The organism is Bradyrhizobium sp. CCBAU 45394 (genome assembly GCF_028128655.1).
Classification (GTDB): Bacteria; Pseudomonadota; Alphaproteobacteria; order Rhizobiales; family Xanthobacteraceae; genus Bradyrhizobium; species Bradyrhizobium diazoefficiens.
Genome location: NZ_LBIX01000009.1, coordinates 27,040 through 51,339 on the forward strand (window position 1 = coordinate 27,040; position 24,300 = coordinate 51,339).

General features: G+C 59.6%; 33 protein-coding genes and 1 pseudogene. 18 read left to right on the forward strand and 16 right to left on the reverse strand.

Features of this window, described 5'->3' with window-relative positions; translation table 11 throughout:
- Window positions 1-160: 160 nt before the first annotated feature.
- The 7 genes from WN73_RS06170 to WN73_RS06200 all read left to right on the forward strand — a co-directional run bounded on the left by WN73_RS06170 (window position 161) and on the right by WN73_RS06200 (window position 4,862).
- Entirely contained in the window at window positions 161-1,705 is a 1,545-nt protein-coding gene (locus tag WN73_RS06170; RefSeq protein WP_028171508.1) for an FAD-dependent oxidoreductase, read from the forward strand.
- Window positions 1,706-1,963: 258 nt separating this feature from the next.
- Window positions 1,964-2,593, forward strand: coding sequence for a phosphatase PAP2 family protein (locus WN73_RS06175; protein ID WP_011087959.1), 630 nt, complete (start codon window positions 1,964-1,966; stop codon window positions 2,591-2,593).
- Window positions 2,580-3,188, forward strand: coding sequence for a cupin domain-containing protein (locus WN73_RS06180; RefSeq protein WP_028171509.1), 609 nt, complete (start codon window positions 2,580-2,582; stop codon window positions 3,186-3,188). The genes WN73_RS06175 and WN73_RS06180 overlap by 14 nt, the downstream gene beginning before the upstream one ends.
- Window positions 3,185-3,532, forward strand: a complete 348-nt coding sequence (locus tag WN73_RS06185; RefSeq protein WP_028171510.1) for a DUF3147 family protein — start codon at window positions 3,185-3,187, stop codon at window positions 3,530-3,532. The genes WN73_RS06180 and WN73_RS06185 overlap by 4 nt, the downstream gene beginning before the upstream one ends.
- Window positions 3,529-4,011 (forward strand): DUF3147 family protein, encoded by a 483-nt coding sequence (locus WN73_RS06190; RefSeq protein WP_011087956.1) that lies wholly within the window; start codon window positions 3,529-3,531, stop codon window positions 4,009-4,011. The genes WN73_RS06185 and WN73_RS06190 overlap by 4 nt, the downstream gene beginning before the upstream one ends.
- A gap of 387 nt (window positions 4,012-4,398) precedes the next feature.
- A complete protein-coding gene (locus WN73_RS44505; RefSeq protein ID WP_249163095.1) occupies window positions 4,399-4,689 on the forward strand; it encodes a response regulator transcription factor in 291 nt (96 codons plus the stop codon).
- An 11-nt stretch (window positions 4,690-4,700) separates the two neighbouring features.
- On the forward strand, window positions 4,701-4,862 hold the full coding sequence (locus WN73_RS06200; protein WP_156149845.1) for a hypothetical protein: 162 nt from the start codon (window positions 4,701-4,703) through the stop codon (window positions 4,860-4,862).
- 108 nt (window positions 4,863-4,970) lie between these two features.
- Here WN73_RS06200 and WN73_RS06205 read toward each other — a convergent pair whose 3' ends face one another.
- The 6 genes from WN73_RS06205 to WN73_RS44510 all read right to left on the reverse strand — a co-directional run bounded on the left by WN73_RS06205 (window position 4,971) and on the right by WN73_RS44510 (window position 10,155).
- Window positions 4,971-6,245, reverse strand: coding sequence for a carboxylate--amine ligase (locus WN73_RS06205; protein WP_271552107.1), 1,275 nt, complete (start codon window positions 6,243-6,245; stop codon window positions 4,971-4,973).
- Window positions 6,245-7,525, reverse strand: coding sequence for an NAD(P)-binding domain-containing protein (locus WN73_RS06210; RefSeq protein ID WP_271552108.1), 1,281 nt, complete (start codon window positions 7,523-7,525; stop codon window positions 6,245-6,247). Before WN73_RS06210 ends, WN73_RS06205 begins: the two co-directional genes overlap by 1 nt.
- Before the next feature lie 648 nt (window positions 7,526-8,173).
- Window positions 8,174-8,536 carry a hypothetical protein gene (locus WN73_RS06215; protein ID WP_028171512.1) on the reverse strand — a complete coding sequence of 121 codons (363 nt, stop codon included), beginning with the start codon at window positions 8,534-8,536 and terminating at the stop codon, window positions 8,174-8,176.
- 229 nt (window positions 8,537-8,765) lie between these two features.
- Window positions 8,766-9,032 (reverse strand): hypothetical protein, encoded by a 267-nt coding sequence (locus WN73_RS06220; RefSeq protein ID WP_028171513.1) that lies wholly within the window; start codon window positions 9,030-9,032, stop codon window positions 8,766-8,768.
- A 545-nt stretch (window positions 9,033-9,577) separates the two neighbouring features.
- Complete coding sequence (locus tag WN73_RS06225) at window positions 9,578-9,871, reverse strand: hypothetical protein (RefSeq protein WP_271552109.1); 294 nt, start codon at window positions 9,869-9,871, stop codon at window positions 9,578-9,580.
- Window positions 9,868-10,155, reverse strand: coding sequence for a hypothetical protein (locus WN73_RS44510; RefSeq protein WP_011087938.1), 288 nt, complete (start codon window positions 10,153-10,155; stop codon window positions 9,868-9,870). Before WN73_RS44510 ends, WN73_RS06225 begins: the two co-directional genes overlap by 4 nt.
- Window positions 10,156-10,370: 215 nt before the next feature.
- Between WN73_RS44510 and WN73_RS06230 the strand changes: the two genes are divergently transcribed.
- From WN73_RS06230 to rnk, 5 genes are all read left to right on the forward strand, one after another.
- Window positions 10,371-10,589, forward strand: a complete 219-nt coding sequence (locus WN73_RS06230; RefSeq protein WP_271552110.1) for a hypothetical protein — start codon at window positions 10,371-10,373, stop codon at window positions 10,587-10,589.
- A gap of 49 nt (window positions 10,590-10,638) precedes the next feature.
- Window positions 10,639-11,268: a hypothetical protein gene (locus WN73_RS06235; RefSeq protein WP_162185843.1), complete on the forward strand. Its 630-nt coding sequence runs from the start codon at window positions 10,639-10,641 to the stop codon at window positions 11,266-11,268.
- A gap of 379 nt (window positions 11,269-11,647) precedes the next feature.
- A complete protein-coding gene (locus WN73_RS06240; protein ID WP_157862135.1) occupies window positions 11,648-11,914 on the forward strand; it encodes a hypothetical protein in 267 nt (88 codons plus the stop codon).
- Between the two features lie 24 nt (window positions 11,915-11,938).
- Window positions 11,939-12,133 carry a hypothetical protein gene (locus WN73_RS06245; RefSeq protein ID WP_129557624.1) on the forward strand — a complete coding sequence of 65 codons (195 nt, stop codon included), beginning with the start codon at window positions 11,939-11,941 and terminating at the stop codon, window positions 12,131-12,133.
- A 16-nt stretch (window positions 12,134-12,149) separates the two neighbouring features.
- Window positions 12,150-12,563: a nucleoside diphosphate kinase regulator gene (gene rnk, locus WN73_RS06250; RefSeq protein ID WP_039185241.1), complete on the forward strand. Its 414-nt coding sequence runs from the start codon at window positions 12,150-12,152 to the stop codon at window positions 12,561-12,563.
- Window positions 12,564-12,742: 179 nt separating this feature from the next.
- On the opposite strand, the gene WN73_RS06255 is transcribed toward rnk, so the two are convergent.
- Window positions 12,743-12,922 carry a hypothetical protein gene (locus WN73_RS06255; protein ID WP_028171517.1) on the reverse strand — a complete coding sequence of 60 codons (180 nt, stop codon included), beginning with the start codon at window positions 12,920-12,922 and terminating at the stop codon, window positions 12,743-12,745.
- A gap of 42 nt (window positions 12,923-12,964) precedes the next feature.
- Complete coding sequence (locus tag WN73_RS06260; protein ID WP_060912330.1) at window positions 12,965-13,564, reverse strand: ATP-dependent DNA ligase; 600 nt, start codon at window positions 13,562-13,564, stop codon at window positions 12,965-12,967.
- Window positions 13,565-13,709: 145 nt separating this feature from the next.
- Between WN73_RS06260 and WN73_RS06265 the strand changes: the two genes are divergently transcribed.
- Window positions 13,710-14,444: a methyltransferase gene (locus WN73_RS06265; protein ID WP_271552111.1), complete on the forward strand. Its 735-nt coding sequence runs from the start codon at window positions 13,710-13,712 to the stop codon at window positions 14,442-14,444.
- A 210-nt stretch (window positions 14,445-14,654) separates the two neighbouring features.
- Here WN73_RS06265 and WN73_RS06270 read toward each other — a convergent pair whose 3' ends face one another.
- Window positions 14,655-15,038, reverse strand: coding sequence for a PRC-barrel domain-containing protein (locus WN73_RS06270; protein WP_074077689.1), 384 nt, complete (start codon window positions 15,036-15,038; stop codon window positions 14,655-14,657).
- 339 nt (window positions 15,039-15,377) lie between these two features.
- On the opposite strand from WN73_RS06270, the gene WN73_RS06275 reads away from it, so the two are divergent.
- The 3 genes and pseudogenes from WN73_RS06275 (at window position 15,378) to WN73_RS06285 (ending at window position 17,946) form a co-directional block, all read left to right on the forward strand.
- Complete coding sequence (locus tag WN73_RS06275; RefSeq protein WP_271552112.1) at window positions 15,378-15,812, forward strand: hypothetical protein; 435 nt, start codon at window positions 15,378-15,380, stop codon at window positions 15,810-15,812.
- Between the two features lie 199 nt (window positions 15,813-16,011).
- Window positions 16,012-17,042: pseudogene (locus WN73_RS06280) on the forward strand (IS110 family transposase).
- A gap of 517 nt (window positions 17,043-17,559) precedes the next feature.
- Window positions 17,560-17,946 (forward strand): cysteine rich repeat-containing protein, encoded by a 387-nt coding sequence (locus WN73_RS06285; protein WP_129557623.1) that lies wholly within the window; start codon window positions 17,560-17,562, stop codon window positions 17,944-17,946.
- Window positions 17,947-18,138: 192 nt separating this feature from the next.
- Here WN73_RS06285 and WN73_RS06290 read toward each other — a convergent pair whose 3' ends face one another.
- A complete protein-coding gene (locus WN73_RS06290) occupies window positions 18,139-18,459 on the reverse strand; it encodes a hypothetical protein (RefSeq protein ID WP_162185842.1) in 321 nt (106 codons plus the stop codon).
- Window positions 18,460-19,220: 761 nt separating this feature from the next.
- Here WN73_RS06290 and WN73_RS44515 point away from each other — a divergent pair.
- The gene (locus tag WN73_RS44515; RefSeq protein ID WP_249793071.1) at window positions 19,221-19,703 is read left to right on the forward strand and encodes a hypothetical protein; all 483 of its coding nucleotides are present in this window, start codon (window positions 19,221-19,223) and stop codon (window positions 19,701-19,703) included.
- 543 nt (window positions 19,704-20,246) lie between these two features.
- Here the strand turns inward: WN73_RS44515 and WN73_RS06300 are convergent.
- From WN73_RS06300 to WN73_RS06315, 4 genes are all read right to left on the reverse strand, one after another.
- Window positions 20,247-20,426 (reverse strand): hypothetical protein, encoded by a 180-nt coding sequence (locus WN73_RS06300; RefSeq protein WP_039184683.1) that lies wholly within the window; start codon window positions 20,424-20,426, stop codon window positions 20,247-20,249.
- Between the two features lie 181 nt (window positions 20,427-20,607).
- Complete coding sequence (locus tag WN73_RS06305) at window positions 20,608-20,883, reverse strand: hypothetical protein (RefSeq protein WP_074076875.1); 276 nt, start codon at window positions 20,881-20,883, stop codon at window positions 20,608-20,610.
- A gap of 97 nt (window positions 20,884-20,980) precedes the next feature.
- On the reverse strand, window positions 20,981-21,421 hold the full coding sequence (locus tag WN73_RS06310; RefSeq protein WP_028171523.1) for a YybH family protein: 441 nt from the start codon (window positions 21,419-21,421) through the stop codon (window positions 20,981-20,983).
- A 792-nt stretch (window positions 21,422-22,213) separates the two neighbouring features.
- Window positions 22,214-22,516 carry a hypothetical protein gene (locus WN73_RS06315; RefSeq protein ID WP_039184681.1) on the reverse strand — a complete coding sequence of 101 codons (303 nt, stop codon included), beginning with the start codon at window positions 22,514-22,516 and terminating at the stop codon, window positions 22,214-22,216.
- Window positions 22,517-23,238: 722 nt separating this feature from the next.
- On the opposite strand from WN73_RS06315, the gene WN73_RS06320 reads away from it, so the two are divergent.
- On the forward strand, window positions 23,239-23,466 hold the full coding sequence (locus tag WN73_RS06320) for a hypothetical protein (protein WP_039184679.1): 228 nt from the start codon (window positions 23,239-23,241) through the stop codon (window positions 23,464-23,466).
- A gap of 102 nt (window positions 23,467-23,568) precedes the next feature.
- On the opposite strand, the gene WN73_RS06325 is transcribed toward WN73_RS06320, so the two are convergent.
- Window positions 23,569-23,736, reverse strand: a complete 168-nt coding sequence (locus WN73_RS06325) for a DUF2934 domain-containing protein (protein ID WP_074076877.1) — start codon at window positions 23,734-23,736, stop codon at window positions 23,569-23,571.
- 95 nt (window positions 23,737-23,831) lie between these two features.
- Window positions 23,832-23,993: a hypothetical protein gene (locus tag WN73_RS06330; RefSeq protein WP_231166501.1), complete on the reverse strand. Its 162-nt coding sequence runs from the start codon at window positions 23,991-23,993 to the stop codon at window positions 23,832-23,834.
- Window positions 23,994-24,300: the final 307 nt, after the last annotated feature.

Consider the following 24,300-nt stretch of genomic DNA (forward strand, 5'->3'; position numbering starts at 1 on the left):
CCTCGGACGCGAGAAGGCATTCTTCTTTCCGCAAATGCTAAAGCTGCACCATGACAGTCCATTCGGGCCTCGTCGGCACATATGGGCTCGAACGCGGAGGCCTCTGTTCAAAGGAACGGTTGCGCTTTGCCCTTCGTTTGTATTCCGGAGGACAAACGCCATGAACGTGCTGGATGAAGATACCAAGTCGCTTTGGATGGAGACGTTCATCCCGGCGGCTTCGCGCTTTTCGGGGCAGGCACGTGCCGACGTCGGCGTGATCGGCGCCGGCATCGCCGGTCTGTCGGTGGCCTATGAACTGGCCGCGCGCGGGCGCTCGGTCATCGTGCTCGACCGCGGCAGAATTGGCAGCGGAATGACGGCGCGCACCACCGCCCATTTGGCAACGGCCCTGGACGACGACTACAAGGAATTGATCAGGGTTCGGGGTGAGGATTGCGCCCGGTTGTACTACCAGAGCGTCGCCGCCGCGATCGACCGCGCGCAGGCGATCCAGTCTGCCGAGGGCATTGACTGCGATTTCCGCCGCGTCGGTGGCTATTGGGTGTTGGCGCCGGAGACGTTGCCATCGCATCTGGATGAGGAATTCGAAAGCTGCAGGAAGCTGGGAATCCCCGTCGAGCTTTGCAGCGATCCGACACCAATCCATCACGGCGGTTTTGCGCGCTCGCTTCGTTTTCCCCGACAAGCGCGCTTTCATCCGACCAAATACCTTGCCGGATTGGCGAAAGCGCTGCATCGGCGCGGCGCCAGGCTTTACGGTGACACCTGCGTCGAGACGATCGAGCACGGCCGCGGAGAAATCGTTCTGAGGACGTCAGGCGGCGAGGTGCGGGTCACGGACGTCGTCGTTGCGACGAACTCGCCCGTCAGTCTGCGCGTCGCGATCCATACCAAACAGGCGCCCTATCGCACCTATGTGATTGCGGCCAAAGTCCCGGCGGGCTCGCTGCTGGATGCGCTGTATTGGGACACGCTCGATCCCTATCACTATGTCCGCCTGCAGCCGAGCTCGGCGGATGAGGACATCGTGATCGTCGGTGGTGAAGACCACAAGTCCGGCGAAGCCGACGATGGTCAGGCGCGCTTTTCCGCGCTCGAACAATGGACGCGCGCGCGGTTGCCGATGATCGGCAAGATCACCCATCGCTGGTCGGGCCAAGTGCTCGAACCCACGGACTTCACCGGCTTCGTCGGACGCAGCCCGGACGAAGAGCATGTGTTCCTCGTCAGCGGCGATTCCGGGCAAGGCATGACGAACGGCCTGGTGGCAGGTCTCTTGATTGCGGACCTGATTACAATCGGCGGCAATAACTGGGAGGCCGTCTATTTACCCGAGCGCAAGGTCTTCAAGAATATCACGACGTTCATCAGCGAGAACATCACGCCACTCAAGAACTTTGCCGAATATCTCAGCGCCGATGCACTCGCCTCGGTGGAGCGGCTCCGCCTGGGAGAGGGCCGGCTCGTTCGCAGCGGATTGAAGAAGATTGCCGCCTGCCGCGACCGCGATGGCAAATTGCACCTTTTGTCGGCGAGCTGCACCCATCTTGGTTGTGTCGTGCATTGGAATTCGCTGGAGCAGTGTTGGGATTGCCCCTGCCACGGTTCTCAATTCGCGCCGGACGGTACCGCGCTCAATGGGCCCGCCGTATCTCCGCTCGCGCCGGTGGAAAGTTCACCGAGTGTCCAGGCAGCGGAATAGCGACAGGTGACAGCCGCGGAGGAAGAGGCCTGCCACATCGTCTACTTCGGCGGACTCCCCATTCACGCGGCATGACATCGGCTCGCGTCCGACGGATCCTCGGGGAGTTCGATGTGATCTACCCGCAATGGGTAGCAAGGGCTGTTCCGAGCGTTCGCTTGCGTTGGGCGAGAATCATACGGCGGAAGGCTGATTGTCGATGACAAGCAGCGGAGCGCGATCAGAGGTCTTTATGGAGCGAAGTTGATCGCTTGAGCCATGTTCAAAATTGCTAGAGTTTCAGCAAGTCGCCTTAGAGGGCCAAGCTTTCCGGTCACTGTCCGGCCGACCAGAGCGGATGTCGTGGCCGCACGCTTCATCGCCCGTAACACTGCGCCGGCTCCAGAGATGGTAGCCCGCGCCCTGACTTGGGGCGCCGACGAGAAGGTCCTTCTGGTCCTCGCGGCGGCTGGTTGGCTTGCGTCGCGGGGGCGAGGCGAGCCGCTGCGGCGCGCCGGCAACCATGCTCTGCTGGTCACGGTCGCGGCGTCGCTGCTGCCCCATGGTTTGAAGCTTCTGTTCGACCAGACCCGACCGGACCGCAGGACAGTGATCGGACACCTCCACGGCGTCCCATTTTCCGGGAAAAGTGAGGACGCCTTTCCCTCCGGCCACGCACTGCACATGGGAGCCTTGGCATCGGCGGCCGGTGCGATGCCGGCCGGCCCCCGTCGGGCGATCCGCGCCATTGCGGTCGGCATCTCGCTGACGCGCTTAGTCGTCCTGGCGCACTGGGCGAGCGATGTCGTCGCAGGTTTCGCATTGGGAGCGGCTCTTGAACGGTTCCTGCGGCTGTGCACCGGCTACCCGCTCGATGCATCAACGGAGAACGATCATGCCGACCCTTGAGTCTCTAAAGCGGTATGCGGAACGCGCCACCGGTTTGCGGCGCCCCGGTAAGCGGAAAGCTATGGACTTCGCGCAAGCGCGAAACCCGCACACTGTCCGCTTCAAGGATGACGGTCTCATCCCCAATCATCCGCGATGGCCCCTAGTCATTTATCGCCGGGCAGTCAATCTCGATGAACGCTACGACCCCGCGGCGGAGATCGAAGACCTGTTCGAGGCGAACGGATGGGGCGATACTTGGCGCAACACCATCTACGACTACGTTCATTACCACTCCCGGATCCATGAGGTGCTCGGCATCGCGCGCGGCAAGGGGCGCGTTCGATTTGGCGGAAAAAAGAAGGGTAGAATATTCACGTTGAAGGCCGGCGATGTCGCCGTCCTGCCCGCCGGCACAGGGCACCAGTGCCTGGGGGCAGACGATGACTTCCTCGTCATCGGAGCCTACCCGCCGGCGGGGACTTACGACGAATGCACGACGGTGGAGGACCGTCCACGCGCCCTGAAGAGCATTCCGAAGGTGCCGCCGCCGCGCAAGGATCCGGTCTACGGGGCCGGCGGGCCGCTCGGGAGACTCTGGAAGACGACAAAATGACCGAATACATCGTCCGCTTTCTCGTTGGGGGCGCCGTTGTATCAGCTTTCGCGATGCTGGGAGATCTTCTACGTCCTAAGAGCTTCGCCGGTCTCTTCGCGGCCGCACCCTCGGTCGCGCTCGCAACGCTCGGGATTGCGGTACACCAGCACGGGGCGCACTATGCGACCCTGCAAGCTCAGGCGATGCTCGCGGGGTCGATCGCGCTCGCCGTCTACAGCGTCGTCGTTTGTCAAATCCTCGTTCGCGCCCGACTGCGAGCGTTGCCCGCCACTTTGCTATCTCTCGTCGTCTGGCTGATCGTAGCCTTCGGCGTGCTGACCCTTGCCGGGGGACAGACATGATGCCGATCCGCTTTTCGCCGTCATCTCTCAAGGAAGGCCGCTGGTACGAATACCTGATCCGATTCGCGCTCGGCGGCACCGCGACAGTCTTCGCCGGCCTCGTCAGCAGTCGCTATGGAGCCTCTATCGGCGGGCTTTTCCTCGCCCTTCCGGCGATCTTCTGCGCCAGCGCCACGCTGATCGAGAAGCATGAAATCCGCCGGAAGCGGGAGGCGGGCCTCGCCGGCGAGCGCCGCGGGCGAACGGCGGCCGCGGTCGACTCCGCTGGCGCCGCGCTCGGCGCGCTCGGCATGCTGGCCTTTGCGATGGTCTTTTCGTTGACGGCGGAAACCAGCATCGCAGCCGCCTTCATAGGTGCATCGCTTGCTTGGCTGGTCATCTCGATGGTGGCCTGGTACGTGCGGCGCAAGACGCGATCAGTGCGGAGAGGGCGGACGGAACAAAAAGGCGGCGGCTCCGCGATTGGGCGAAGCCGCTGAGGTCGATCCACGCTCGCGCTCGACGCCTTCCTGTTCACACCCTTGCGCAGCGCAACCGTATTGAGTTTGGTGTTCGCCGCCTTCTGACTAATGATTAGATCAACGTGATACTCTTTGGTGTCCGAAAAAACCGAAGTTAAGGCGTTCGATGTTTGGGCGTGCAGTCCGCTTCACAGTTGTCCCCGTGGAAGGGCCTGGCTAAGCTCGAGATTCGAACGGTGCATGAACCACCGGTTCTGCTCTTGCTTAGGTTCCGCGAAGGCCTGCTGTACTTCGTGCTCCATTGGTTGGATTGCCCAGCTACGCTCGGAAAGTGAACCATTCCAGCGCTCGCGACGTTTTCCACAACTGGAGGACGTGAGGACGTATAATGAGGGCCAGAAAGACATGCGGGTACTGATCGTCGACGACCATCCCGTTGTGGTAACGGGCTGCCGGGCTTTGTTCACGTCGGACCCTTCCGTCGAGATCCTGGAGGCCTTCAATGCAAAGGAGGGCCACCGCGCGTACCTGCAGAAGCATCCCGACGTCACGGTGGTTGACGTGAGGCTTCCGCAAAGCCAGGCGATCTGCCGATCGAATTTCCAACGTCGGTCTGGCTTGCAGCCAATACCCGCGCGGATAAATCGCTTGGTATCAGCCTTTCACCGAGCTTGCTCGCACGCGCGGATGAAGTGATCGAATAGATCATGCTATCCACCGTCAACGAAGCCAAGCGTTTCGTGAAAAGCAATCCGGCGCTGCTTGACATCGCGCAGAACCTGCGCAGCAGGTTGCAGAGTGCAAAAACATTCCAAACAACTTCTCTGGTTTTCTTACTTCAAACCTGCTGCAGTCAGTTGGGGCTTTAGCCAGGTCCGCGGCTGGTTGGCGGCGACGGTCCTTGCGAGACCAGCGACCCGGGCACCCGATCGAACGCTCCACTCTCAATCAAGTGAAACAGGAGGTGCAGGTGCGCGTCACCCATGGGGCGCTCTTCGGATTTTGCTGCCCTCGGCTTCCGACCTCCGGAATAGGTAATGCAAAAAACGTATCCCTTTCGCCACGCCTGCCATGGCAAGGCGTATCCAAATCACGATGAAGGGAAAGGGATCACTCCGTCTGAACCAGGCGAATTCCCGGGCGCCTTTGAGTGATCGCCACCAATCTCTGACCGAGAGCTGGCGGCCCAAGAGGTCGTGTACGCTGGCTAGGCAGTCATAGGGCTCGACCACGAATACTCGGCCATCGATCTGTGGCGATCGCCGCACGCACTGACCCGTGAGATCGCGATAAAGCGCTCTCGCAACGTCAATTCTGTCGCTATCCTCGAACAATCGAAACTGTGCGCCGATACGCGGGTTGAAGTCGAGGAGCTTGTATTGACCGTCTCGTTTATCGAACCGATAGTCGATGTCTATTATACCTGCATAGGAAACCGCTTTGACGAGAGCCTCGGCCTGTTGGAGGAGCGCGGGGTTGGTGACAGATCTGCCCAATGTTGCAGAACCGAAGCGGGACGGATAAGAGCGCAGCTTTCTGCCAGTGAAGCCGGCCAGGCACTTCGAGTCCGCGTCGCAATATCCATCAAAGAGCCAATCCTCGCCATCACGAATGTATTCCTGGATCAGCAGGTTATGAGGAACCTGTGCTTCCGATCGGCGGTAGAGATCTAGGAGTGCCCGAGGGGAGGAAACGATGGAGGGTTTGATCTTAGGATTGAGCCATGGCTTCGATGGCTTCACCACAACCGGGAAAGCTGCGGTCTCAATAAACTCGTAGACCTCTGAAATCGTGCCGGGTGATATTGCCTGAGGGCATGGTACCCCGAGTTGCTTGCACAGTGTGTGCAGCTGAGATTTGTCGGCTAAGCTCCGTGGAATGTCTGATCGCAGCTTCGGAAACAAGAACCACTGCCGCAATGTGACAGCCTCTTCGGCAATCAGGATCGCGCCGACGTCGTCCGTTGGAATGAGGATGGTCGGCAGTTTCAGCTGTCGTCCAATCCTTTCCAGTCCTTCGAGCAGCCGCGATCTTGGCAAGTCGCGGGTGTCCCAAACGAATTTTCCCGTCAGATATTTGGAAAGGCCGGCCGGTGCGAAGCGATCCTCGATGACTGTAAATACTGGAACATCGAGCATTCCCAAGGTTCGAATGATACCGAGGCCGCCATGATGCAGGGCATAGCGGCCCGTTTTCAGGATGAGAACCGGGAAGGGCGGCAAGCCTTCGTTCGCACTCGCCATTTGCTTCATCAAGCGGTTCGATTGCGTGTGGAAGCAATTTCGACAGAAACTGACGACGGAGAGCGACGTTGCTCACGGCCAATGGCGCTGGAGATGCGCTCGGCTGCATACTGAGTGCCGCATAAGAACCGCATCACCGGTCCGAAATTGTATGCACTGGCTATGCCGGTGAAATAAAGGCCCGGGATCGAGGACTCGAAACTGGGCGACAGCGACGGAGCATCTTGCACGCAGCGCAACTCGGATATCAGCCTCTGACTCAGGAATGGGAGTGATCCAACATTGAAGCGATAGCCGGTCGCGGCAATGACGTGGTCAGCGATCAGTTGGCGGGACGTCCCTTCTGGGCCATCGACGTGCAGAACCACTTTGCTGCCTTTCGCTTCGGCTTCTCGCACGCCCTGACCGAGCAGTATCGGGACACGGCCCACGACCCGCTCTTTAAGCCACCAGGAACCCGATGGGCCAAGCACCTCTAGAGACGTCCCGCGACGTTGCCCGTACGTCCGCACCACATCGACGCGTATTTGCTCGGGCAGATGATAGAACGCCAGCGGAGCGGCGGCGCAGAGCCATAATTTAAGCCCATTTCCCATCGGCGACTCGGGCCGGCGCAGCCGTTGCCATAACGATCGTGGCCCAGGTTTGGGGATATCATGCCACTCGATTGACGAACGCCGCACCAGCAGCGTTACCGTCGCTTGCGCCTCGTTCAAGAGAGCCGCCGTCTCGAGCGCGGATTGACCGCCGCCGATGACGACTACTTCGCGCCCCTTGAATTTGTCCAAATCGTGATGGTTGCTGCTGTGCGACAGCAACTCCGCAGGCAATTTCGCCAGTTTAGCGGGGATGTATTCGGCATGCGACAGACCAGTTGCGACAACCACCTTTTTGGCCCTTACTTCTTCACCCGTGGCCAGTCGCAATTGAAACCTGTTGGTCTGTCGATCCAGCATGGTGACTGATACATCTTCAACCATTGGAACGAGCCGCTGCTGAAACGCTACGGCGTATCGGGAAAATGTTTCACGTGATACGGGTATACCCTCGTAGGGCAGCGCTTCCTCTTCACAGAACTGCTGCAGAGTGCAACGGCCGGCCGGATCCGCGAGGTTGGAAGCGAATCCTTCAGACTTGAGGAGCATGCCCGCCGGCATTTGCGTCCGCCAGCGATGCATTGGTGAGCCAAATATACGGAACTCCACGCCGCGAGACCGCAAGTAAGCCGCGGTTGAGACGCCAAACGGCCCCGCACCGATGACAGCTACCGGAAGATCGACGTCGCTCATAACTTCCTCTCCTGTTACGGTCTTGGGACGTGCCGAAGTCACTTTGAGCAAGTTTACGCAAAAGGATTTGAGATAAGAACCGTCGATCGAGTCTCGTCGGAGACTGAGCGGCGGCAAATTGTGAGTACTCCGCAAGGTGATCCTGGAGACCGCTTGCAACGTTTCATGCCCATCGGCGCTCTGTCGGTTGCACGCACATTTGAGCACGCTTGCTGATGAGGTAGAGCTGGCAATGAAGTCTAAGCAGGCTGGCTAAGGCCGCTCGACCGACGCGGCCTTATGTTTTGCCGCCTGGATTACAGGCGCAAGTCCGCTCTCTTGAGGAGAGGCTGGCCGAGCAGAGACTGGCACGCATCTAAGCGATTGGTTGACCTCGCCCGGGCTCCGGCCGGCCAAGCTAACGTGACCATTCGTCTGAAGCGACAGCGATCGTCCCATCCGAGATGGGCGATATGAAGTCTCTGTGCAGGCAAGTTGGTCTTCGCGCACCGTCGAACAGAACGATGAGGCCCGTGGTCCGGCGGCCCACTTCGACGACGATGCCACTCCGATCAGCCAGCCCCGGACATCGAGCGGCACCAAGCTTGCTCATTCTGAAACGCGTACCGACGGCAATCGGGTCGTTCTTAGCCTGCGTCTGTCCTGGCATCACGTGGCACCCAGCAGCGGCAGCGCGAGCTGCACGTCGAAGCGGGAAGTGGCGTTGGCGGCGATAAATTCCTGCAGCGCTGGCGGGATATCGACGTCGTTATCAGTTGCCCGCTGTGCCAGCGCGTCAGCGACATCGGAGGTGGCGTCCCGTGACCAGCCTTCGCCCGGATTGAAGCACGCAATCCGAACCGGATGGGCGTACTGGCCTGACAGGAGATGCCTGAGGATAGTCTCGAGATCAGTATCGGTTTCGTCGGTCTCGCGCCAGGCGCAGCCGGCGCGGACGCCGAAGTCCTGGATGACCAGATAGATGTCGCGGTCGAGGCGGTCGGCCGGCACGATCGAGGGCGAGGAACGCATACGCAAACTCCAACACAGACCGTGGCGGAGAGACGGCCCCGGCTTCAGGGGGGCGTTTGGGGTAGGCCGGGGCCGCTCCGCCAGCTCGGACAGCGAGCCGGCGAGATTCAAATACCGCGCGCCCGCGTGGTTCCTGCAAGGAATGTCAACCCGTAAATTTCCCACGCGATGGCAGCGCCTCCGGTGCGGCCTGCCGCTCCGGTCGGCGCGAACGCGGTGGGCCATGCCATCAGCGCTTGAGCAGATCTTCGCCCTGCGGAAGCAACTTCACAAAGGTGCCGCTCTCATGCAGCTCGAGCCAGCCTTTCTCGACCGCGTAGCGAATGCCGGCGCCGAACTCCGCGCCGGTCGCCTTGCAGCCGTTCTTGGAGAGGAACCGCGCGTTGATCTTCTCGATGTGAATGCGGCCGTTGATTGGTTCGAAACCGGCGGCAAGCTCGAGGAGCTTGCGCGCGGCAACCTGCGGATCTGCGAAGGGGCGGGTCTCGATGTGCATGAAAGAGGCCGCCAATTGAGGCGGCAAAAAAGGCCCCAGCTCGCGGGGGGGCGTTGGAGCTGGGGCCACTCAGGGTGCCCTTGGGGAAGGGCACCGGGAAAACTTGGCAGGCGCCTTGTCGTTCCTCAAAAACAAGGGCCGCCGACTTGCCGTCAGCGGCCCCGTCCGGGTTTCAATAGTTCCGAGATCAAATGGCCTAGCCAGCCCCGGATTGCCGATTTTTCCCGATCCTCAAGGTTCTCGCAACCACATATGTGAATCGCCTAGTTGATTTTTTCGCTGCCCCCTCTGTGCGGTTGCGGCCGCCGATGTAGCCGTCGCCGTCGGTCTTTGATTTAGCTCAATGACCCCGCTTGGTCCCGCCCGCTCGCTGGGGCCATGAACCAATCCGACAAGTCGGATTCAGCTAAGCCGCAACCTCCTCGACCGACGCGCTTGGATGAGGTGCGGCAGGCCGTTGAAGAGTACGCTGCTGAACTCCGGGAGATCATCAGGAAGCTCCGTCAGAGGCTGCTGCATTGAGGCCGCCTCAGTTGGCGGCTTCTTCATTGATCCCGCTTCAGCTTGCGTCGTCCCCAATGCGGTTCCTTGCCCTTGGGATTGAGCTCCGGGACGTAGTGTCGGTTCAGCGCCCGCATGACCCCGATACGGGCGAACATCGTCGGCCCGCCGCGCTCGACCACCAGGAGCAAGGCTTCCATCGCCGCGCGCCACTCGGGCGCATTATGCTCTTTCTTCGGCAGCCCAGCGATGTACTCGCCGGCCTCGCGCAGCGTGGCTAGGCTGCGACCATCGACCTCGATCGGCTCCTCGAAAGGGCGCCCCCAGCCTTTGATCATTGCATGTTTCGGTACCCCATGATTGCAAACTGCGGGTTGCCCCGCTCGAAGTCCGGCCGAACGTCGGCACCGCGAGATCCGCAGCCCTGGCAGACAAATCGCGGCTCGAGATCCGATAGCCTTACATTGTCAGGCCAACGGTCGGCATCCCAGGCAACGTGATGGCCGCAATGGCAATAAACCAGGACGCCACGCAAGCCCATTTCGCGCATCTCGCCGAAGGTGATCTTGACGGGACGGCCGTCAACATGCGCGGGCGTGTGGCGTCGAACAGGACGAGGCATGCCGAGATCAAAGCGCCGTCGTGAGCACCTTGCAAATTATCGATTCCTAGCGGCTCGGGAAGCGCGCGAGCTACTGCCGGTCGTGGGTGTGGAAAACGCGCGCACCTCGAGTCGAAAAAGGAGGCTTTCGATATACCGAAATTCCGCTTGCTCTGTCGGGCAAAACAGTGGTTCATAAGGCGCTGGCTCTAACTGTCGTGATAGGAACCAGCGCCATGGCGGCTGAAGTCGAGACTTCTTCCGAGCTGTCCAAGATTGCGAAGCTCAATGGAGACTTCAGGAAGAACTACGGCACATTGCTTGGCGCAGTCCTGTATCTAAGATCTATCAATGCAGTCCGTGGGCGTTCTTGGCTGTGGGCCGGCCTGTTTTCTCTCGTCTGCTCGGCCGTGTTAGGATGGCTGGGCAAACACGGCTTTTCATTGCTTTGGTGAGGACGAGCGGATTGCTATTCATGAGGCCGGTCACGCCGTGGCCGCTTGCTTGCTTGGCAAACCGCTCGGCGGAGCGACAATCAATCCTGATCCGACCGGCCAGTACGGCGGATTGGTGTGGGGGCCGCGTCACAGCGTCGCCTTCGGTAGCGATGACGACGGCGATGATGTGCCAGAGTTGTGCGACAATTTGCAGGATTTGATGCCGCAGGAGGGCGAAGATCGCAGCGATGCCGCAGACGTGTACTTGCGCGTGCTTGACCGCTGCATCGAACTGGCTGCGGCATCCGTCGCAGAGCGCATGCTTCTGCCAGGAGAGCCCGTGCCGTCTGTTAGTGACGTTGAGCAAGCGGTCGCGCTCGCGTCATTGGTCTGCAAGTCGGCGGAGGCGGTCGAGCGTTTCCTGGCATTCTGCGAGCAGCAAGCCCACGACCTCTTGCCGCCCCATGGTCCGATCATCATGGCCTTGAGCATTGTGCTGAAAATTCGTCGTACCTTGACGGGAGCGGAGATCGACGACGTGATCGCAACTACGGTCGCGGGTCTACAGTTGGCGGCCGAGCGCCGGCGGCGAGCCGAGTGGCGCAAGGCGGAGCTGGTCGCCGAGCGCTTTCGCGCCGCATGTGATCACGCTGATACCGCAGCCTTGCCACGGTCTGCGCCAGATCGCGTGCGGTAATCGACGACATCAAGGATCGTAAGGCACGGCGGATGTAACCGGCCTGATGATCCTGAAGGGCCCCGACGTGCAACATCGTTGGGGCCATTGCTTTGGGCGCATCCGTGCTGGATGCTAGAACAGGCCGGTGCAACGCCTTCCATGCGTGTGCGCTCTTTGGTCGCGTTACAAGGACAACGGAAGGTCCTATGTTGGCTAGGACATGATCCACGTCCTCGACATCGACCCGCGCGTTGCGCGGCGTTGCTTGCATGCCGGACGGCTCCAAGCAGGAGCTTAGCCGGACGGCAGTTGGTGCCGTCCGGATTTACCCCCTTCCTTCATCAATCAGATTTGGTGTGTGGCTCTCCCGGGAGGGAAGCCAACAAGGAGGCATGTCGTGAACAACCCGCTTTTCCCGAACGTCACTCTTCCGGCGTCTGACCATCGCCGCTTGGAAAGGCTCGCGCACGTGGGAGCAAATCAAGGCCACGTGGACGCACGTTTTCTGTTGAGTGAGATCAACCGTGCGGAAGTCGTCCCTGATCGCGCAGCCAGATTGGATAGCGTCGTCACCATGGGTTCGTGGGTGACGTTCTGGATCAACTGGGGTTTCCCGCGTGAGACGAGGCAACTGGTGTATCCCGAAGACTACACGTCCGAGTGAACCCAAATCCCCGTGATGTCACCGTTGGGCGCAGCATTGGTGGGGCTGAAGGTCGGAAGTGAAATTCCCTTCTTTGCCTTCGGGCGCACCAACGTCGTCAGGATCGAACGCGTCAGTCGAGGTGATCCGAATGATGTTGTCGGGGTTCTGTTTAGCAATCACACGTTCCCGGACAGAACGCTTTTCGATGACGATGATCCGGGACCATCAGCCGCCTAAAGAAGGGAGAGAAGTGATGAGCAAGACTACTTACAAGGACAAGCCTGAAATCGTGTTGCCGCCCGTCACAGTGTTGGAGGATGAGGCCAGGCGTTTAAGCGCTCTGGCCAGTTCGAGCGCGGTACTCTTTCCGCGCGTGGCCCATTTCCTTGCGCGGGAGATAGAGCGTGCAAGCGTGGTGGCGAACAATTCCGAACTGCGAGGGGTGGTCCGCATGGGCTCGCAGGTCCGGTACTGCGATGAGAAGACCGGTGAAGTCCGGGACGTGGTGTTGGTGTATCCGCATGAAGCGGACATAACATTAAAACGCGTCTCGGTTCTTACGCCCGTCGGCGCTGCGTTGATCGGCCTGTCGGTTGGTCAAGCCATCGAGTTTCAAACGCCGGGCCACAACAAGCGCTCCTTGACGGTGCTAGGGGTGTCCAACTGACGGAGGCTTTGATATGCGCGACGTTTCAACCAATCAGGCCGCCTTGACAGCCATCGGTATCACCGTTGTTCTGGCTGTCGTGTTTTCTCTTGCGACCTTCTTCAAGGCTTAAGGGTTCCAAGGGTCACGGTATGATCCTAGGAAGGCCCCGGCGAGTGAAGCACGCCGGGGCCTTTCGCTTAACGCTGATGGCCTAGCCCAAGTCCAAGGCTGAGAGCCTTCTGACGCAACGAGCCCTCGGATCGTTTCATCAGCTTTGAGAGCTTCGCCACCGGGGTGCGGGCCTTGGAATGTGCCTTGAGCTGTTTGACGTCGTCCTTGGTGTACTCTTTGCGCTTGCTCTTAGTCTTTTTTGCCACTTGATCGTCTCCGGCGTGATTTGGGTTCTCGCCTTAAGGTCATCATGCGAATGCGTCAAGCACTCGCTCCATCGCCGGGTGACTACGGTTTCTCACTTTGACCCAATACTTGCTGCGCCCGGCCTGATACGGCCGGTCGCGGCGTTTCGATACTAATCCTTCAAGGCCGATCTTGCAGGCAGCGCGAAACAGTTCAGGCCCAAGCTCGCCCCGCTCAAACGGATTGACGAACACGCCTTCAGGACGCCGCGCCAGCAAGCGCTCCAAATTCGCCTTTCGCATCGACAGCGGAAGCATGCGGAGGTCGTCGCCACTTTCGGCGAGAATATCGAAGGCGCAAAACTGAACCTCATCATCGTGCTTGCGCGAGTGAAGCGCGTTGAAATCTGAGGTACCATCGACGCCCAGCACTACCGCTTCGCCATCGAGCACGAAGTGCTTCTGGCGGACCTTGCGCGCGGCCTCCGTGATCCAAGGATATCGGTCGGCCCAGTTGTAACCGCCGCGCGTGATCAGGCGCACGCGGTCGCCATCGCGCTCCAGACGGAGGCGATAGCCGTCGTACTTCACCTCATGGAGCCAATCGGGGCCGGCCGGGACCGAAATGCCCTTGCTCGGCAGGCAAAACTCAAATGAACGCATGTGGGAAAAATAGGCATTCGATGCCCGATTACGAGATGGAGCTTAAGGCGACCCGGTCAAGCGGCGCCACATTATTGCGGCCTGGGCGGCAGATCAGGAGCGATGTCGCTGCCCGTGCTCTCACCGATAGCCTGCTCCACTGCGGATGCGAGCACTGCAAGGTGTTCAGCCTGGCCGACCTTATGCCTGGCAGGCCTGGGGCCACCTTGAACACAGCGTCCGCACCGGCGAGAACGCCTTTCGGCACCTCAACGGTCAGAGCGTCTGGGAGTATCGTAGCACCCGTTCAGATGAGAACGCGATTTTCAACCGTGCCATGACGGCCAATTCTCGCGGCGCCATCGAGGCTACCATCGCCGCCTACGACTTCAGCCGCTTTCGTCACGTCGCGGACATCGGGGGTGGTCAAGGCCAACTGCTGGCGGGAATTCTCGCCGCAAACAAGAGCCTGCGCGGAACGCTGTTCGATCAGCCGCACGTAGTAGTCAAGGCGGCCGAAGTTCTGAAGCGACATGGTGTCGCCGACAGATGCGAAGTGGTTGATGGCAGTTTCTTTGAAACCATCCCGGAGGGTGCTGACGCCTACGTGATGCGGGCGGTCATCCACGATTGGGATGACGAGGAAGCAATTTCCATTCTGAAGACCTGCCGTCGTGCCATGACGGCTGATGCCAGATTGCTGCTCGTTGAACGTGTCGTGGAGCCGCCGAACGAGGGGCTAATCTCGAAATTCAGTGATCTCAATATGCTCGTCATGCTCGGTGCGCTAGAACGGACCTACGACGAGTATTCCGCGCTGTGTCGAATGGCCGGATTCGAAACGCGCAGCACGACTCGCGCGGGCTCGCACTTCCAGGTTATCGAGGCAGTTCCCACTTAGGCCGACCTGGTGTGGAAGGCTTTGCTTCGCGGCCGCAGGGGGCACGCCCTACGTTGATTGAGGTCTGGTTGTGGCCCATAGCGGACCGCCAAAATCGATGCCGTCAAATCAGCTGCTGGATCCTAAGCGGACATCCAGCTGGCCACAAAAAGACCCACAGTGTTTTCAACACTGCGGGCCTTTTAATGGGTTGGCTGGCTCATGCGCTGCCTAGCGTATTAAGCCACCTCGCGACTCCCAGTAACTAGGTGTCCCGTAGTACTGGTGGGTCCGCGTTTCCCAGTCTCGATCCTGCCACGAGTCATCACTGAACTCAGGCGCGTCCTTCAGCTGTTGTTCGGTGATATTGGTTCGAAAACCACTAAGCGACGTATCGTATGTTAGAGCTCCCCAAGGAATGGGGTAATGGCTGTGGCCCAACCCAACAAATCCGCCAAAGCTCATGACGGCATAGGCCACACGACCTGACACCTTGTCGATAATGAGGTGATCAATCTCACCGATGTTCTTTCCATCTGCTCCATAAACTTCGGTCCCTTGAATGTCTTCGCTTGAGATGCATTGATGATCCGGATGGGCTGTTGCGCGGGCCATGGCTTCGTCTCCCTCACAGGTAGGTTTTTGGCTTAACTTGGCCGCTCCAGGGGGGTTCCTAGCTTCGGAGAACATGTCGCACGTCAATCATCAATCTATCGTCGTCGACATCGATTCAAACAACCTCCAGCTCCGATCCCATGGCGAAAACCTGTATCGAAAGGCGAAGTGGGCAAAAGACGAGGATAATGAGGCCGCCAACTGAGCGGCCTTACTTTAGGTAGGCGATTTTACCCCGGTGAACTCAGCCACTCGCCAATGTTGGCTCTCTCGCGAGTCGGGAACGAAAGGCGCCATCCTTTTGTTCAATCGTCCAGAGAGTTTAAAGGAGAAGGGCTTATGATCGCTAACAGACTTATGATCTTAGGTGCGGTGCTCGCCTTCAGCGCCAACTCCGTTTATGCCGGTCCCTGCACCACGGTGAGCCGCGATGCAGGATCAGGGAATGTCCCGGGCTATACGGGACAAACCACTGGTTCCACAGCAACTGATTCCAGGCAGCAACCGCCGACATCTTCGATGAGCAAAGGCTCGGAGAATACCGCAACGTCGTCGGAAGATGCGCAGCGCCAGATGCAGAGCCAGCCCACCGCTGCCGAACAATCAAAGGCTACCCACCCCGCACCCTCTGCGCAGTCACCGGATCGGACGGCAGGCACCGTCGAGCAGACCCGTCCCGCGCCCACTGAACAATCAAAGAAGGCAACGGCAGGCACGGCCGAGCCCGCACCGTCTCAGAAAAAGGTTACGGCGGCCGACCAGGACTGCGAGTAAGCGCGCGGGTCAATGGCTTCAAGACCCAGGCTGGCGGGAAAGCGAGACAGTCTATGTTGCGGCTAAGGGCGTGCCGATTGTCGACGCTCGCGCACCTAGCCTACGTCGGCTTGTGATGCTGTGGACGGCTCCTCCACGGGCACGAGAGTGCCAAGGAGTGGGCGCCGTTTGAGGCTCCCACGATTCGGAGGAGCAAGCTATGCAGTCAATTTCGACAATCGGTCTGGATATCGCGAAGTCGGTCTTTCAAGTGCATGGCGTTGATACAGCCGGCCAGGTGGTCATACGCCGTCAGTTGAGGCGTCGGCACGTCCTGGCGTTCTTCCAGAAGCTGCCCCATGCCTCGTCGGGATCGAGGCTTGCGCGTCGTCACACTATTGGTCCCGCGAGCTGCAGGCGTTGGGGCATTCGGTGCGATTGATGCCTCCGGCTTATGTGAGACCCTACGTCAAGCGGCAGAAGAACGATGCCACGGACGCGGAAGCGATTTGTGAGGCGGTTACGAGACCCAACATGCGGTTCGTGCCGACCAAGACGGTCGAGCAACAGAGCTGTCTGATGCTTCACCGGGCGCGCCATCTCTTCATTCGCCAGCAGACAGCCGTGATCAACTCGATCCGCGCCTATCTTGCCGAGTTCGGGATCGTCGCCCCTGTCGGACGCAGGGGTGTCGAGCAGCTGCTGGAAGTCGTCGCCGATACAGCCGACCGCCGGCTTCCAGAGGTCGGCCGTGCATGTCTTGCTGCTCTCGGCAGTCAGTTGCGAGCACTGAAGGCTCAGATACTGGAGTTCGACAGACGCATCATCGCCTGGCATCGATCAAATGCGACGAGCAAGCGGCTGGATGCGATCCCCGGCGTCGGGCCGGCGCTGGCCACGGCCCTTGTCGCCAGCATTGCTGACCCAGAAGCCTTCCGATCAGGGAGGGATTTCTCGGCCTGGGTCGGGCTTGTGCCGAAGCAGAACTCGAGCGGGGGTAAGGACAAGCTTGGCAGTATCAGCAAGCAAGGCGATCGCTATTTGCGCAGCCTGTTCACGGCAGGCGCACTCGCCGTGATCCGCTATGCCAAGATCCACGGCACCCAGCATCGGCCCTGGCTCACCGCGCTGTTGGCGCGCCGACCAACCAAGGTCGCCGCAATTGCGCTCGCCAACAAACTCGCGAGGATGGCATGGGCGATGATGGCGAGGAATGAAGGCTACAAGGAACCCGCCGCTCTTGCGGCGTAAACGAAATCACACCGGACAGCCCAGTGTGACGTAACGGTTGGGAGGGCGAACAGCACGTAATGCAGTGCCGGTCGATCCGGCGATCAGGACAACCCACATGGGCCACAGCATCATCGAATGCGTGCTTTTGACCGGGATCTGATCCGCGGAGGGCATTATGGCCAGCGGTCATGGGTACCGCGCGAACAGGCCGAACACATGGCTGCTCCGACCAATGCTGCAAAGTGAAGATTCTCCTTGCCAACCCGGAGCCGTCCACACATGGCCCATCGCGTCAGTTAGTCCGATGCAGCGGCTTGTCTGGAGTTGGGGGCAAAGCTGACCTGCCGGCTGAGCGCCCGGACTTCCCAGTTTGACCCATGGCCTGCTTGCGGAAGACGTCGAGCGGATTGACGCGGCGCTCCGTCCCGCCCAGATAGCCGGCTACGCTGATCCGTCCTCCGGAACGAATCGCCTTGCGGCCGACTTTCGGATATCATCCCCAATCTGCCCTTTTTGTATCCCAGAGGAATCTAAGATGGCAGGAATGCGATCCGGGCTTGTTATATTGACAGCGCTGCTTTGGTCAGGCTCTGCCGCCGTGGCACAGCAAGCGGGCAAGCCCTGCGCCAACGATATCAAGACACTGTGCGCCGGCATTCAGCCCGGCGAAGGCAGGATCAAGTCCTGCATAAAGTCGCATTTGACCGACCTGTCACCAGCCTGCGAGGAACGCTTGCTCACGGTTGCCGTGGCCGGAAAGGTGTGCAAGGCCGACGTTGCGAAGCTGTGCGCCGGTATTGTGCCGGGCACCGGCGGTATCAGGGCCTGCATAAAATTGCACATGGCTGAGTTGAGAGATCCCTGCAAGGATGCGATGTCCCAGACCGCGGCGGGCAGGAAAATCCTAAGAGGGGATCTCTAGAAATCCTTCCGCGAGCGCGCCCCACCAGCGGCGATCAACGGAGCCTTTGCTACAATGGGGACAAATTGCGGCAGGCCTGTATCGAAGAACAGAGCTATCCAAGAAACACGGAAGCTAAAGACAAACGCCTGATTGACAAAATGCGGCCGGAGTAAAATGGTTTGACGTCTGCAACTGGCCCTTAGCCGAAGGTCATTGAGCGCGTGTCACGTCGGTTGTCAGGGGCAAACCGGGCGCCGATCCAACTTGGCGTCCACCGCTGCTTTCGATCCAACTCGGACATCCCACGATGTCTGCTTTTGCGCCGCCTGGGAAACGTGTGGCTTGCGCCGCTAAACCACGCAGCGGCGAGTTGAAGTCGAGTTCCATTACCTCTTTTTCCCGACTGAGGTAGCTCATGCCATGCGTGTTCGCCGACCCCGGCGTGCAGGAATTCATCCGCAGCGCCTGCATGACAAAGCTAGCCGAGATCTCGCGATCCTCGACATCAATTTGCAGGGGATCAACGTGCATCCAGTTGCCGAGGTAGTAAAGAGCCGAGGGCTGCCTCTCTTCTTCTTGAGTGGTTACGGCAGCGCAGGCGTGCCCGACGGATTTGAAGGAATGCCTGTCCTCATCAAACCCTGTTCGCTGGATGCGCTGAAGCGCATAATTGATGCTGTCCTACCGAATGGAGAGCCCGAAAAACCGCAAGATAAGCCGTGATCTGTTGTTTTGAAAATTGAACAGGGATGCAAACGTCGCGCCCGGTTGGGGCAATGAGAGTAGCCGATTGTTTCAATAGTATCCCGTCGGCGCTGTTCCGCGAAGGAACACTGATCGCGTTGCACAGGGCGACGGTTGGCCTACAAAGTTAATCTAGGGCACCATACATTTGTTAGGGCCAGCGATGAATCGAGGGGCGGAGAATGTCGGCGGCGCCCAGCCTTGAGCCGGTGCGTCGTGGCGGTCCCGGCGTCTCGCCTCCAGCCCCGAAGGCGCTTGGGGCCGCTCACAAGGCATTTCAGTGCCGCCAGCCGTCCTTGTCGACCTCCACCCGAAAGCCTTCGGCATCCGCGGCACTTTACCTTCGTCGGTAACGCTGCAGGCCGGGCAGGGCGCGCCAGCGCCGCCACAGGTGCATGCGCGCGGGTCGTCCCAGGGACGGTCCTGATGGTTCTCGCAAACCCAGCCGCGATCGTCACAGTTGGCGCACGTCGTGGCCATTGCACCGGCGGCCAGGGGCTTTTCCTCGTTGGACATCAGGCCGACCCCGCCAGGGCAGCGCTAGCTGCATGTCGAAGCGCTTTGTGGCGTTAGCGGCGATGAAGGCTTGTAGCGCAGACGAGATCTCGGCGCCGGAGTCGGCTGCGATGGGACGGCTGGACGTCGGACTGAGGGCTCTCCGCTTGGCGGGCCGGACCACCAGATCGGCGGGGAAGCTGTCACATTACTTTGACAGACAGGTGCCGGTTTGGCAGGTGCTGGGATTTCAGAGCCCAGACCGGAATACGCGGCGAACTCTGCCGAGCGAATATACTCCGATTGTGCAGCGTTCAGCATCCTCTCAATTTCGGGAGTTAGGTGTGTTTAATGCTGAAATGACTGCGCTGCTCAGGGCGGTGCTCGAGGAAGTTTGCGAAAATATTCCTGTAAGCGAGACGGGCGCCAGAGCGTACGTTGCCTCGAAGCTGCTCGATGCTGCGGCACATGGACAGCTCTCAACCGACGCGTTGAAAGCGGCGGGTCTCAAGGCCTTGAACCCACCAACGATGTAACGGTGATGTGCCGCACGGCCTTCAGCGAAAGTTCGAATCGCCAGGCTCATGCCCGCCGGTTACGCTGGCGGGCCCAATTGGCGTACAATTTTGGATTGTGCGACCAAGTTGCAGGTGCTATTTTTCCCCGGCCATGTGGAGCGAGATACTAGTTCGTATCGCCATTATCTGTTTAGGGCTCACGCCTGTGGTGGCGCTAGCAGTGCTGACGTTCTGGAAGTAAGGCCGCCTCAGGTGGTGGTCGGTTTCAAGCTGGCGGGCCTACTCTTGGGCGCGATAGCCCTGGACGGCGAGTAGCTCTCTGATCCGCGCCACCTTCTTTTTGGCGCTGCTCGGTCCCTCTATGGTCTTCCGGATGTCCTCGACCAGACCCTCTAATCTCAGTCGATGCGCGCGGTCAGCTTCGCGGCGGCTGGCATCTGCAATCTCATCGAGAGCAACCATACGGCGAGTATTGCCGATTTTTCCCGATGCGTCAAAGCGCCGTTGGTGGGCCCTGACCCTGATCTGCCTCCTCGAAAGGCCGCCCCCAGCCCGCCTTCATCAGGTCCTCTTCACGCTTTCCGCGATTGCGCGTTCAACTTCTGCGGCGAGAACCGTCAGGTGATCAGCCAGCTTCGTAAAAAGCTCTCGTTTCTTCGGGTCGGTCGCCAAGTCACGGATGAGGGCGCACTCGGCGGCATCTGTGCGGAGCTTTTCCAATTGAGCCTGCATGTCTTTCATTGCAGCTATTCCGTTCCCTGAGGGGAACTGTACTGCCAAGGTTTGAAAGCGAACAGAGCTGAATGCCGAATTTTCCTAGGCTCGGGTCGCTGGATCGACGCAGTCCAGCACCTCCAGCGGCCCCGGCCTTCCACACCTCAAAAGCCCCCCACGGCCGGGGCCGTCTTTCAAGTGGCATCAATTAGCCCAAGCCACCGACAGGCGCTTTGGCGTTCCAGTCGAAGTCCGGCCGAACGTCGGCACCGCGAGACCCACAGCCCTGGCAGACAAATCGCGGCTCGAGATCCGATAGCCTTACCTTGTCAAGCCAATGGTCGGCATCCAGAGCAACGTGATGGCCGCAATGGCAGTAGACCAGGACGCCACCGAAGCCCATTTCGCGCATCTCGCCGAAGGTGATCTTGACGGGGCGGCCGTGAACGTGTGCAGGCGTGTGGCGTCGAACAGGACGAGGCATGCCGAGATCAAAGTGCCGTCGTGAGCACCTTGCAAATTATCGATTCCTAGCGGCTCGGGAAGCGCGCGAGCTACTGCCGGTCGTGGGTACGACCAACTCAATTGAAGGTATGAAACCTCAGCTTTAACGAACCATCCGCTTGGCGTTCGAAGACGTGCATGGCAAGTCCACTGAAGGGAGCCGGTTTGCCCTCCTTGTCCTTGCCCGTGGCGCTCCACTTAGCTGTGCCGACGACGACCTTGTCGTCTCCGCCCGCGTCGATAACCTCCAGCTTGTGGCCGGTCACACCATTCGCGAAAAACCCGGCAAAGAACTTTTCGATCTCCGCCGGGCCTGACGCGACTTCGTGCGTCGGCGGCAGCACCTTGGCGGTTGGGACATAGTTGGCAGCGACGGCCTTCGCGTCCTGTTTGTTGAATGCAGCATCAAAGGTGACGTAGGCTTTCTCGACGTCGGCCTTGGCGTCAGCGGCGAGCGTTATCGCCGGAGCGGCGATGAGCAGACAAAAGGCTAATGCTGATGCTTGAATAATGCGCATGGAAACCTCCCATCTTGGGTTTGGCGCATACAATATCGAGGGATGCACCCTCAATTTCTGACTCCTCGGCTGGGTGCTTCCGGCGCCGAGGGGATTGTCGATCAGTGGCGTATGAATAATTGGTCATGTCAGGAAGCTCTCAAACGGCCAGCCGGACACCTTAAGGCTGACGGAGATTTCACCTACAGAGCGCGACCGCGCTCCCAACTTCCAGCTCAGCGAACTTAAGGCGAAACGTAAGTAACCCAAAAGCCTAAATAGGATTACAGTGGTTATACGGGCCGTTGGTGCTGGATCATCTCTCAGACACCGGGTTTCGAATTTGGAACATGTGAAATCTCGCTGCCTTCGATTGAAGCCTACGTCGCGCTAGCTTCCCGATAGGCTCTTTCCGATGAGTAAGCGCGGCGGCGTGAACATGCTCTCCGCAGGGAGGCGCAGGGCTACTTCTTCAACAGTATTCCCACTGTTCGCGCCATTCGCCTCACTGATCCGGCGTGTCGGCCCAGCTCGGCAGCTATCTTCGATGCGCCAACTCCCTGCCGGGCGAGCCTGACTAATCGTCGAACTTCCTGCTCGGCCCATTGCTTTGGCTTCGGTGTTTTCATGGTGTGGCGCTCAACCTGCCGCCACTTAACCAGTGCGCCTGGTTACCAGCACTTGGGAAAATTACGGGTGGTACCTGCCCGCGATCACCATCCGACGCCTTCACGCCTACGAAATCGAGGGTTGCCCTTGGCCCACCCAAAGTGGATGGTCCGCCCGCCATGTCGCTGTTTGCTAACCATCAGGTCATTCATTGCCTTGAGCCTGAACAGGCGGCTTCTGCGGGCCCTGCACGCTCTGGCTCAGCAACGCCAGCGCAGTCTTCAGCTCGTCAGTGATGGACGCGAGGTCATTAATGTCCTCGAAGGCTTGGGCGACGCGCTCATTCGGTGATTTCTCGAACGGTTCGAAGGCATCAGAGATGCGCGTTCCTGCTCCAAGGGCGGTGGAAGCGACCATTAGCCCGAACACTAGGGCTGCGGTCCCGACGATGCCAATTTTGCGGATGTGAGCAATCGGCGGTGTCTGCACGAGGCGGTCATTGCTCATTGTCTCTACCTCACGGCGTACAGTCCGCGCATCATGCCGATCGTTGCGAGCAAACGGTAGATGGGGCGTCTACGATTAGGAGGTAACTCAAGCAGACGCGCGTTCTTGTCGAGTTGCCGTGGCGCAGATCGTGGGCGCCGCGCAAGTAGGCGTTCCATATTGCTCGTGCGAGATGCAGCGGACAACTTCCGCAGATCGTCGCGCCCCTCGGCGAGGATGTCGAAGTGCACTTATGGATTGGGAGTGCCCACGTCTGCGGACGGTGGCGCTATCGGCGGGGTAGCTGCGGACGGGGTAACGTCAACCACTTGGTGACGGTCGCGGCCATCTCGTCCCGCCGAGCTTTCCTGAGGAGAGCTTCCCGTTCTTGGCCCGGCGGCAGGCTCATCGCTCTTTTTCTGGATTGGCTGGCATCCATGGCGAGACGTTCTTCAAGGGTGGTCGCGTGCTTCAGCCTAAGGCGCGTCATGCTGAACCCTCGCTTTTAGGCAAGCCAACTGTTAGCGGGGCAAGAAGGTTCCAATCACGGAACGACAGGCGGCGCACGTGCAATGAGCCGAAGTGAAGCAAAAGCGAAAGTTATTCGTAGCAAGCGCGGCATCGATTGCTGGTTTCTCGTTCCGAACAACCTAAAAATAGTTTCTTGATATAATGATGATGACACTGACGCGAAAACGGAAAATAAGGTGGAAAAAACGCGGAAAAATCACGGGAGGATCAGAGTGGAAACCGTACAGCGCTTGCGCGCGATGGCGTTGCTGTGCCGACAGAGCGCCGCGCATCATCCTGACAGAAGCTGGAAGCTGCTCGCGGAGGCGGAGTTCTGGGAGCACATGGCAAGCGCCGCTCTGCTGGAGCATTTCAAAGAGTGCGCGGCCAGCTCGAATGACGTGATGCAACCACAACGAACTGCCAACTCGAATGACGCACACCGGATTGCGGCCGCCTAACTGGCTGGCCTCTTCCCCGCAGGTATGTTGGTCAGCAAACGCCGCACAAGCTCTGATGCTGCCGGTCGCCCGGCCTTGGTCAGACATTAAGGGACGCGGAATTTAAATGTCGGCACCTTTGTTTGGATCACCACGCTCTTGCTCTTCTGCGTCCCGCAATTCCCTCTGCGCTTGCTGCCAGAACTCGTTCTCGCGTCCTTCAGGTTTGCCCGCCTGCTCCCACAATTCGAACGCGCGCTTCCGTATCTGCTCTTCCGTTGGGTGAGCCATGATGAATTCTCCCAAGGTGTGCCCCCAACCCTTTGAACAAGGTGCACCACGATCTTAAGCGTATCCGCATCGCGCGAGTAGTTATCCCCGGCTCACTACATGCCAAGCTCACGGATTGCCTGCGCGGAAATCTCCGCCGGGTCTCGCACGCCAGTTTGCGCGATCTCGACGATCTTCTTCGCGATCATCTCGGCCATAGGATCGCTGCGGTCTTTGATGCCGATGGTACGCAGCGCTTTGTCGAAAGCCGTCGTCATACGGTTAACCTCCTCCGGCCCCATCGGGAGGTTTTGAAGTAACCGATAAATGGGCATTAGCTCAGCCCCCTGAGTGTCAGCGCCAGCACATTGGAACGGTTTCCGACCGAGGGAAAGCATACCACTAAGGGGATCGCGCAGCATGGTTAGCTTGAACCGGCCAAATTGGGCAAGCATACGCAGACTGGGACGGTTCCTTCGTGTCACATCGTTCAGAACTAATCTTCTCCGTACATCTATGCTGCAAACCGGAGGCTGACCTTCGTATTGGACATTACTAAGAGCTGGAAATTGGCGCTACTTAACG

Bases quoted from the DNA above. Each gene is read 5' to 3' on its own strand.
- WN73_RS06205 (WP_271552107.1), bottom strand. From the start codon at position 6,245: ATGAAGCAAATGGCGAGTGCGAACGAAGGCTTGCCGCCCTTCCCGGTT.
- WN73_RS06220 (WP_028171513.1), bottom strand. From the start codon at position 9,032: ATGCACATCGAGACCCGCCCCTTCGCAGATCCGCAGGTTGCCGCGCGC.
- WN73_RS44505 (WP_249163095.1), top strand. From the start codon at position 4,399: ATGCGGGTACTGATCGTCGACGACCATCCCGTTGTGGTAACGGGCTGC.
- WN73_RS06225 (WP_271552109.1), bottom strand. From the start codon at position 9,871: ATGATCAAAGGCTGGGGGCGCCCTTTCGAGGAGCCGATCGAGGTCGAT.
- WN73_RS06170 (WP_028171508.1), top strand. From the start codon at position 161: ATGAACGTGCTGGATGAAGATACCAAGTCGCTTTGGATGGAGACGTTC.
- WN73_RS44510 (WP_011087938.1), bottom strand. From the start codon at position 10,155: ATGCCTCGTCCTGTTCGACGCCACACGCCCGCGCATGTTGACGGCCGT.
- WN73_RS06285 (WP_129557623.1), top strand. From the start codon at position 17,560: ATGGCAGGAATGCGATCCGGGCTTGTTATATTGACAGCGCTGCTTTGG.
- WN73_RS06185 (WP_028171510.1), top strand. From the start codon at position 3,185: ATGACCGAATACATCGTCCGCTTTCTCGTTGGGGGCGCCGTTGTATCA.
- WN73_RS06315 (WP_039184681.1), bottom strand. From the start codon at position 22,516: ATGAGCAATGACCGCCTCGTGCAGACACCGCCGATTGCTCACATCCGC.
- WN73_RS06270 (WP_074077689.1), bottom strand. From the start codon at position 15,038: ATGGCCCGCGCAACAGCCCATCCGGATCATCAATGCATCTCAAGCGAA.
- WN73_RS06330 (WP_231166501.1), bottom strand. From the start codon at position 23,993: ATGACGACGGCTTTCGACAAAGCGCTGCGTACCATCGGCATCAAAGAC.
- WN73_RS06210 (WP_271552108.1), bottom strand. From the start codon at position 7,525: ATGAGCGACGTCGATCTTCCGGTAGCTGTCATCGGTGCGGGGCCGTTT.
- WN73_RS06190 (WP_011087956.1), top strand. From the start codon at position 3,529: ATGATGCCGATCCGCTTTTCGCCGTCATCTCTCAAGGAAGGCCGCTGG.
- WN73_RS06265 (WP_271552111.1), top strand. From the start codon at position 13,710: ATGCGAGCACTGCAAGGTGTTCAGCCTGGCCGACCTTATGCCTGGCAG.
- rnk (WP_039185241.1), top strand. From the start codon at position 12,150: ATGAGCAAGACTACTTACAAGGACAAGCCTGAAATCGTGTTGCCGCCC.
- WN73_RS06300 (WP_039184683.1), bottom strand. From the start codon at position 20,426: ATGAAAGACATGCAGGCTCAATTGGAAAAGCTCCGCACAGATGCCGCC.
- WN73_RS06175 (WP_011087959.1), top strand. From the start codon at position 1,964: ATGTTCAAAATTGCTAGAGTTTCAGCAAGTCGCCTTAGAGGGCCAAGC.
- WN73_RS06200 (WP_156149845.1), top strand. From the start codon at position 4,701: ATGCTATCCACCGTCAACGAAGCCAAGCGTTTCGTGAAAAGCAATCCG.
- WN73_RS06215 (WP_028171512.1), bottom strand. From the start codon at position 8,536: ATGCGTTCCTCGCCCTCGATCGTGCCGGCCGACCGCCTCGACCGCGAC.
- WN73_RS06290 (WP_162185842.1), bottom strand. From the start codon at position 18,459: ATGCACGTTGATCCCCTGCAAATTGATGTCGAGGATCGCGAGATCTCG.
- WN73_RS06310 (WP_028171523.1), bottom strand. From the start codon at position 21,421: ATGCGCATTATTCAAGCATCAGCATTAGCCTTTTGTCTGCTCATCGCC.
- WN73_RS06260 (WP_060912330.1), bottom strand. From the start codon at position 13,564: ATGCGTTCATTTGAGTTTTGCCTGCCGAGCAAGGGCATTTCGGTCCCG.
- WN73_RS06230 (WP_271552110.1), top strand. From the start codon at position 10,371: ATGGCGGCTGAAGTCGAGACTTCTTCCGAGCTGTCCAAGATTGCGAAG.
- WN73_RS06325 (WP_074076877.1), bottom strand. From the start codon at position 23,736: ATGGCTCACCCAACGGAAGAGCAGATACGGAAGCGCGCGTTCGAATTG.
- WN73_RS44515 (WP_249793071.1), top strand. From the start codon at position 19,221: ATGTCGAAGCGCTTTGTGGCGTTAGCGGCGATGAAGGCTTGTAGCGCA.
- WN73_RS06275 (WP_271552112.1), top strand. From the start codon at position 15,378: ATGATCGCTAACAGACTTATGATCTTAGGTGCGGTGCTCGCCTTCAGC.
- WN73_RS06305 (WP_074076875.1), bottom strand. From the start codon at position 20,883: ATGCCTCGTCCTGTTCGACGCCACACGCCTGCACACGTTCACGGCCGC.
- WN73_RS06180 (WP_028171509.1), top strand. From the start codon at position 2,580: ATGCCGACCCTTGAGTCTCTAAAGCGGTATGCGGAACGCGCCACCGGT.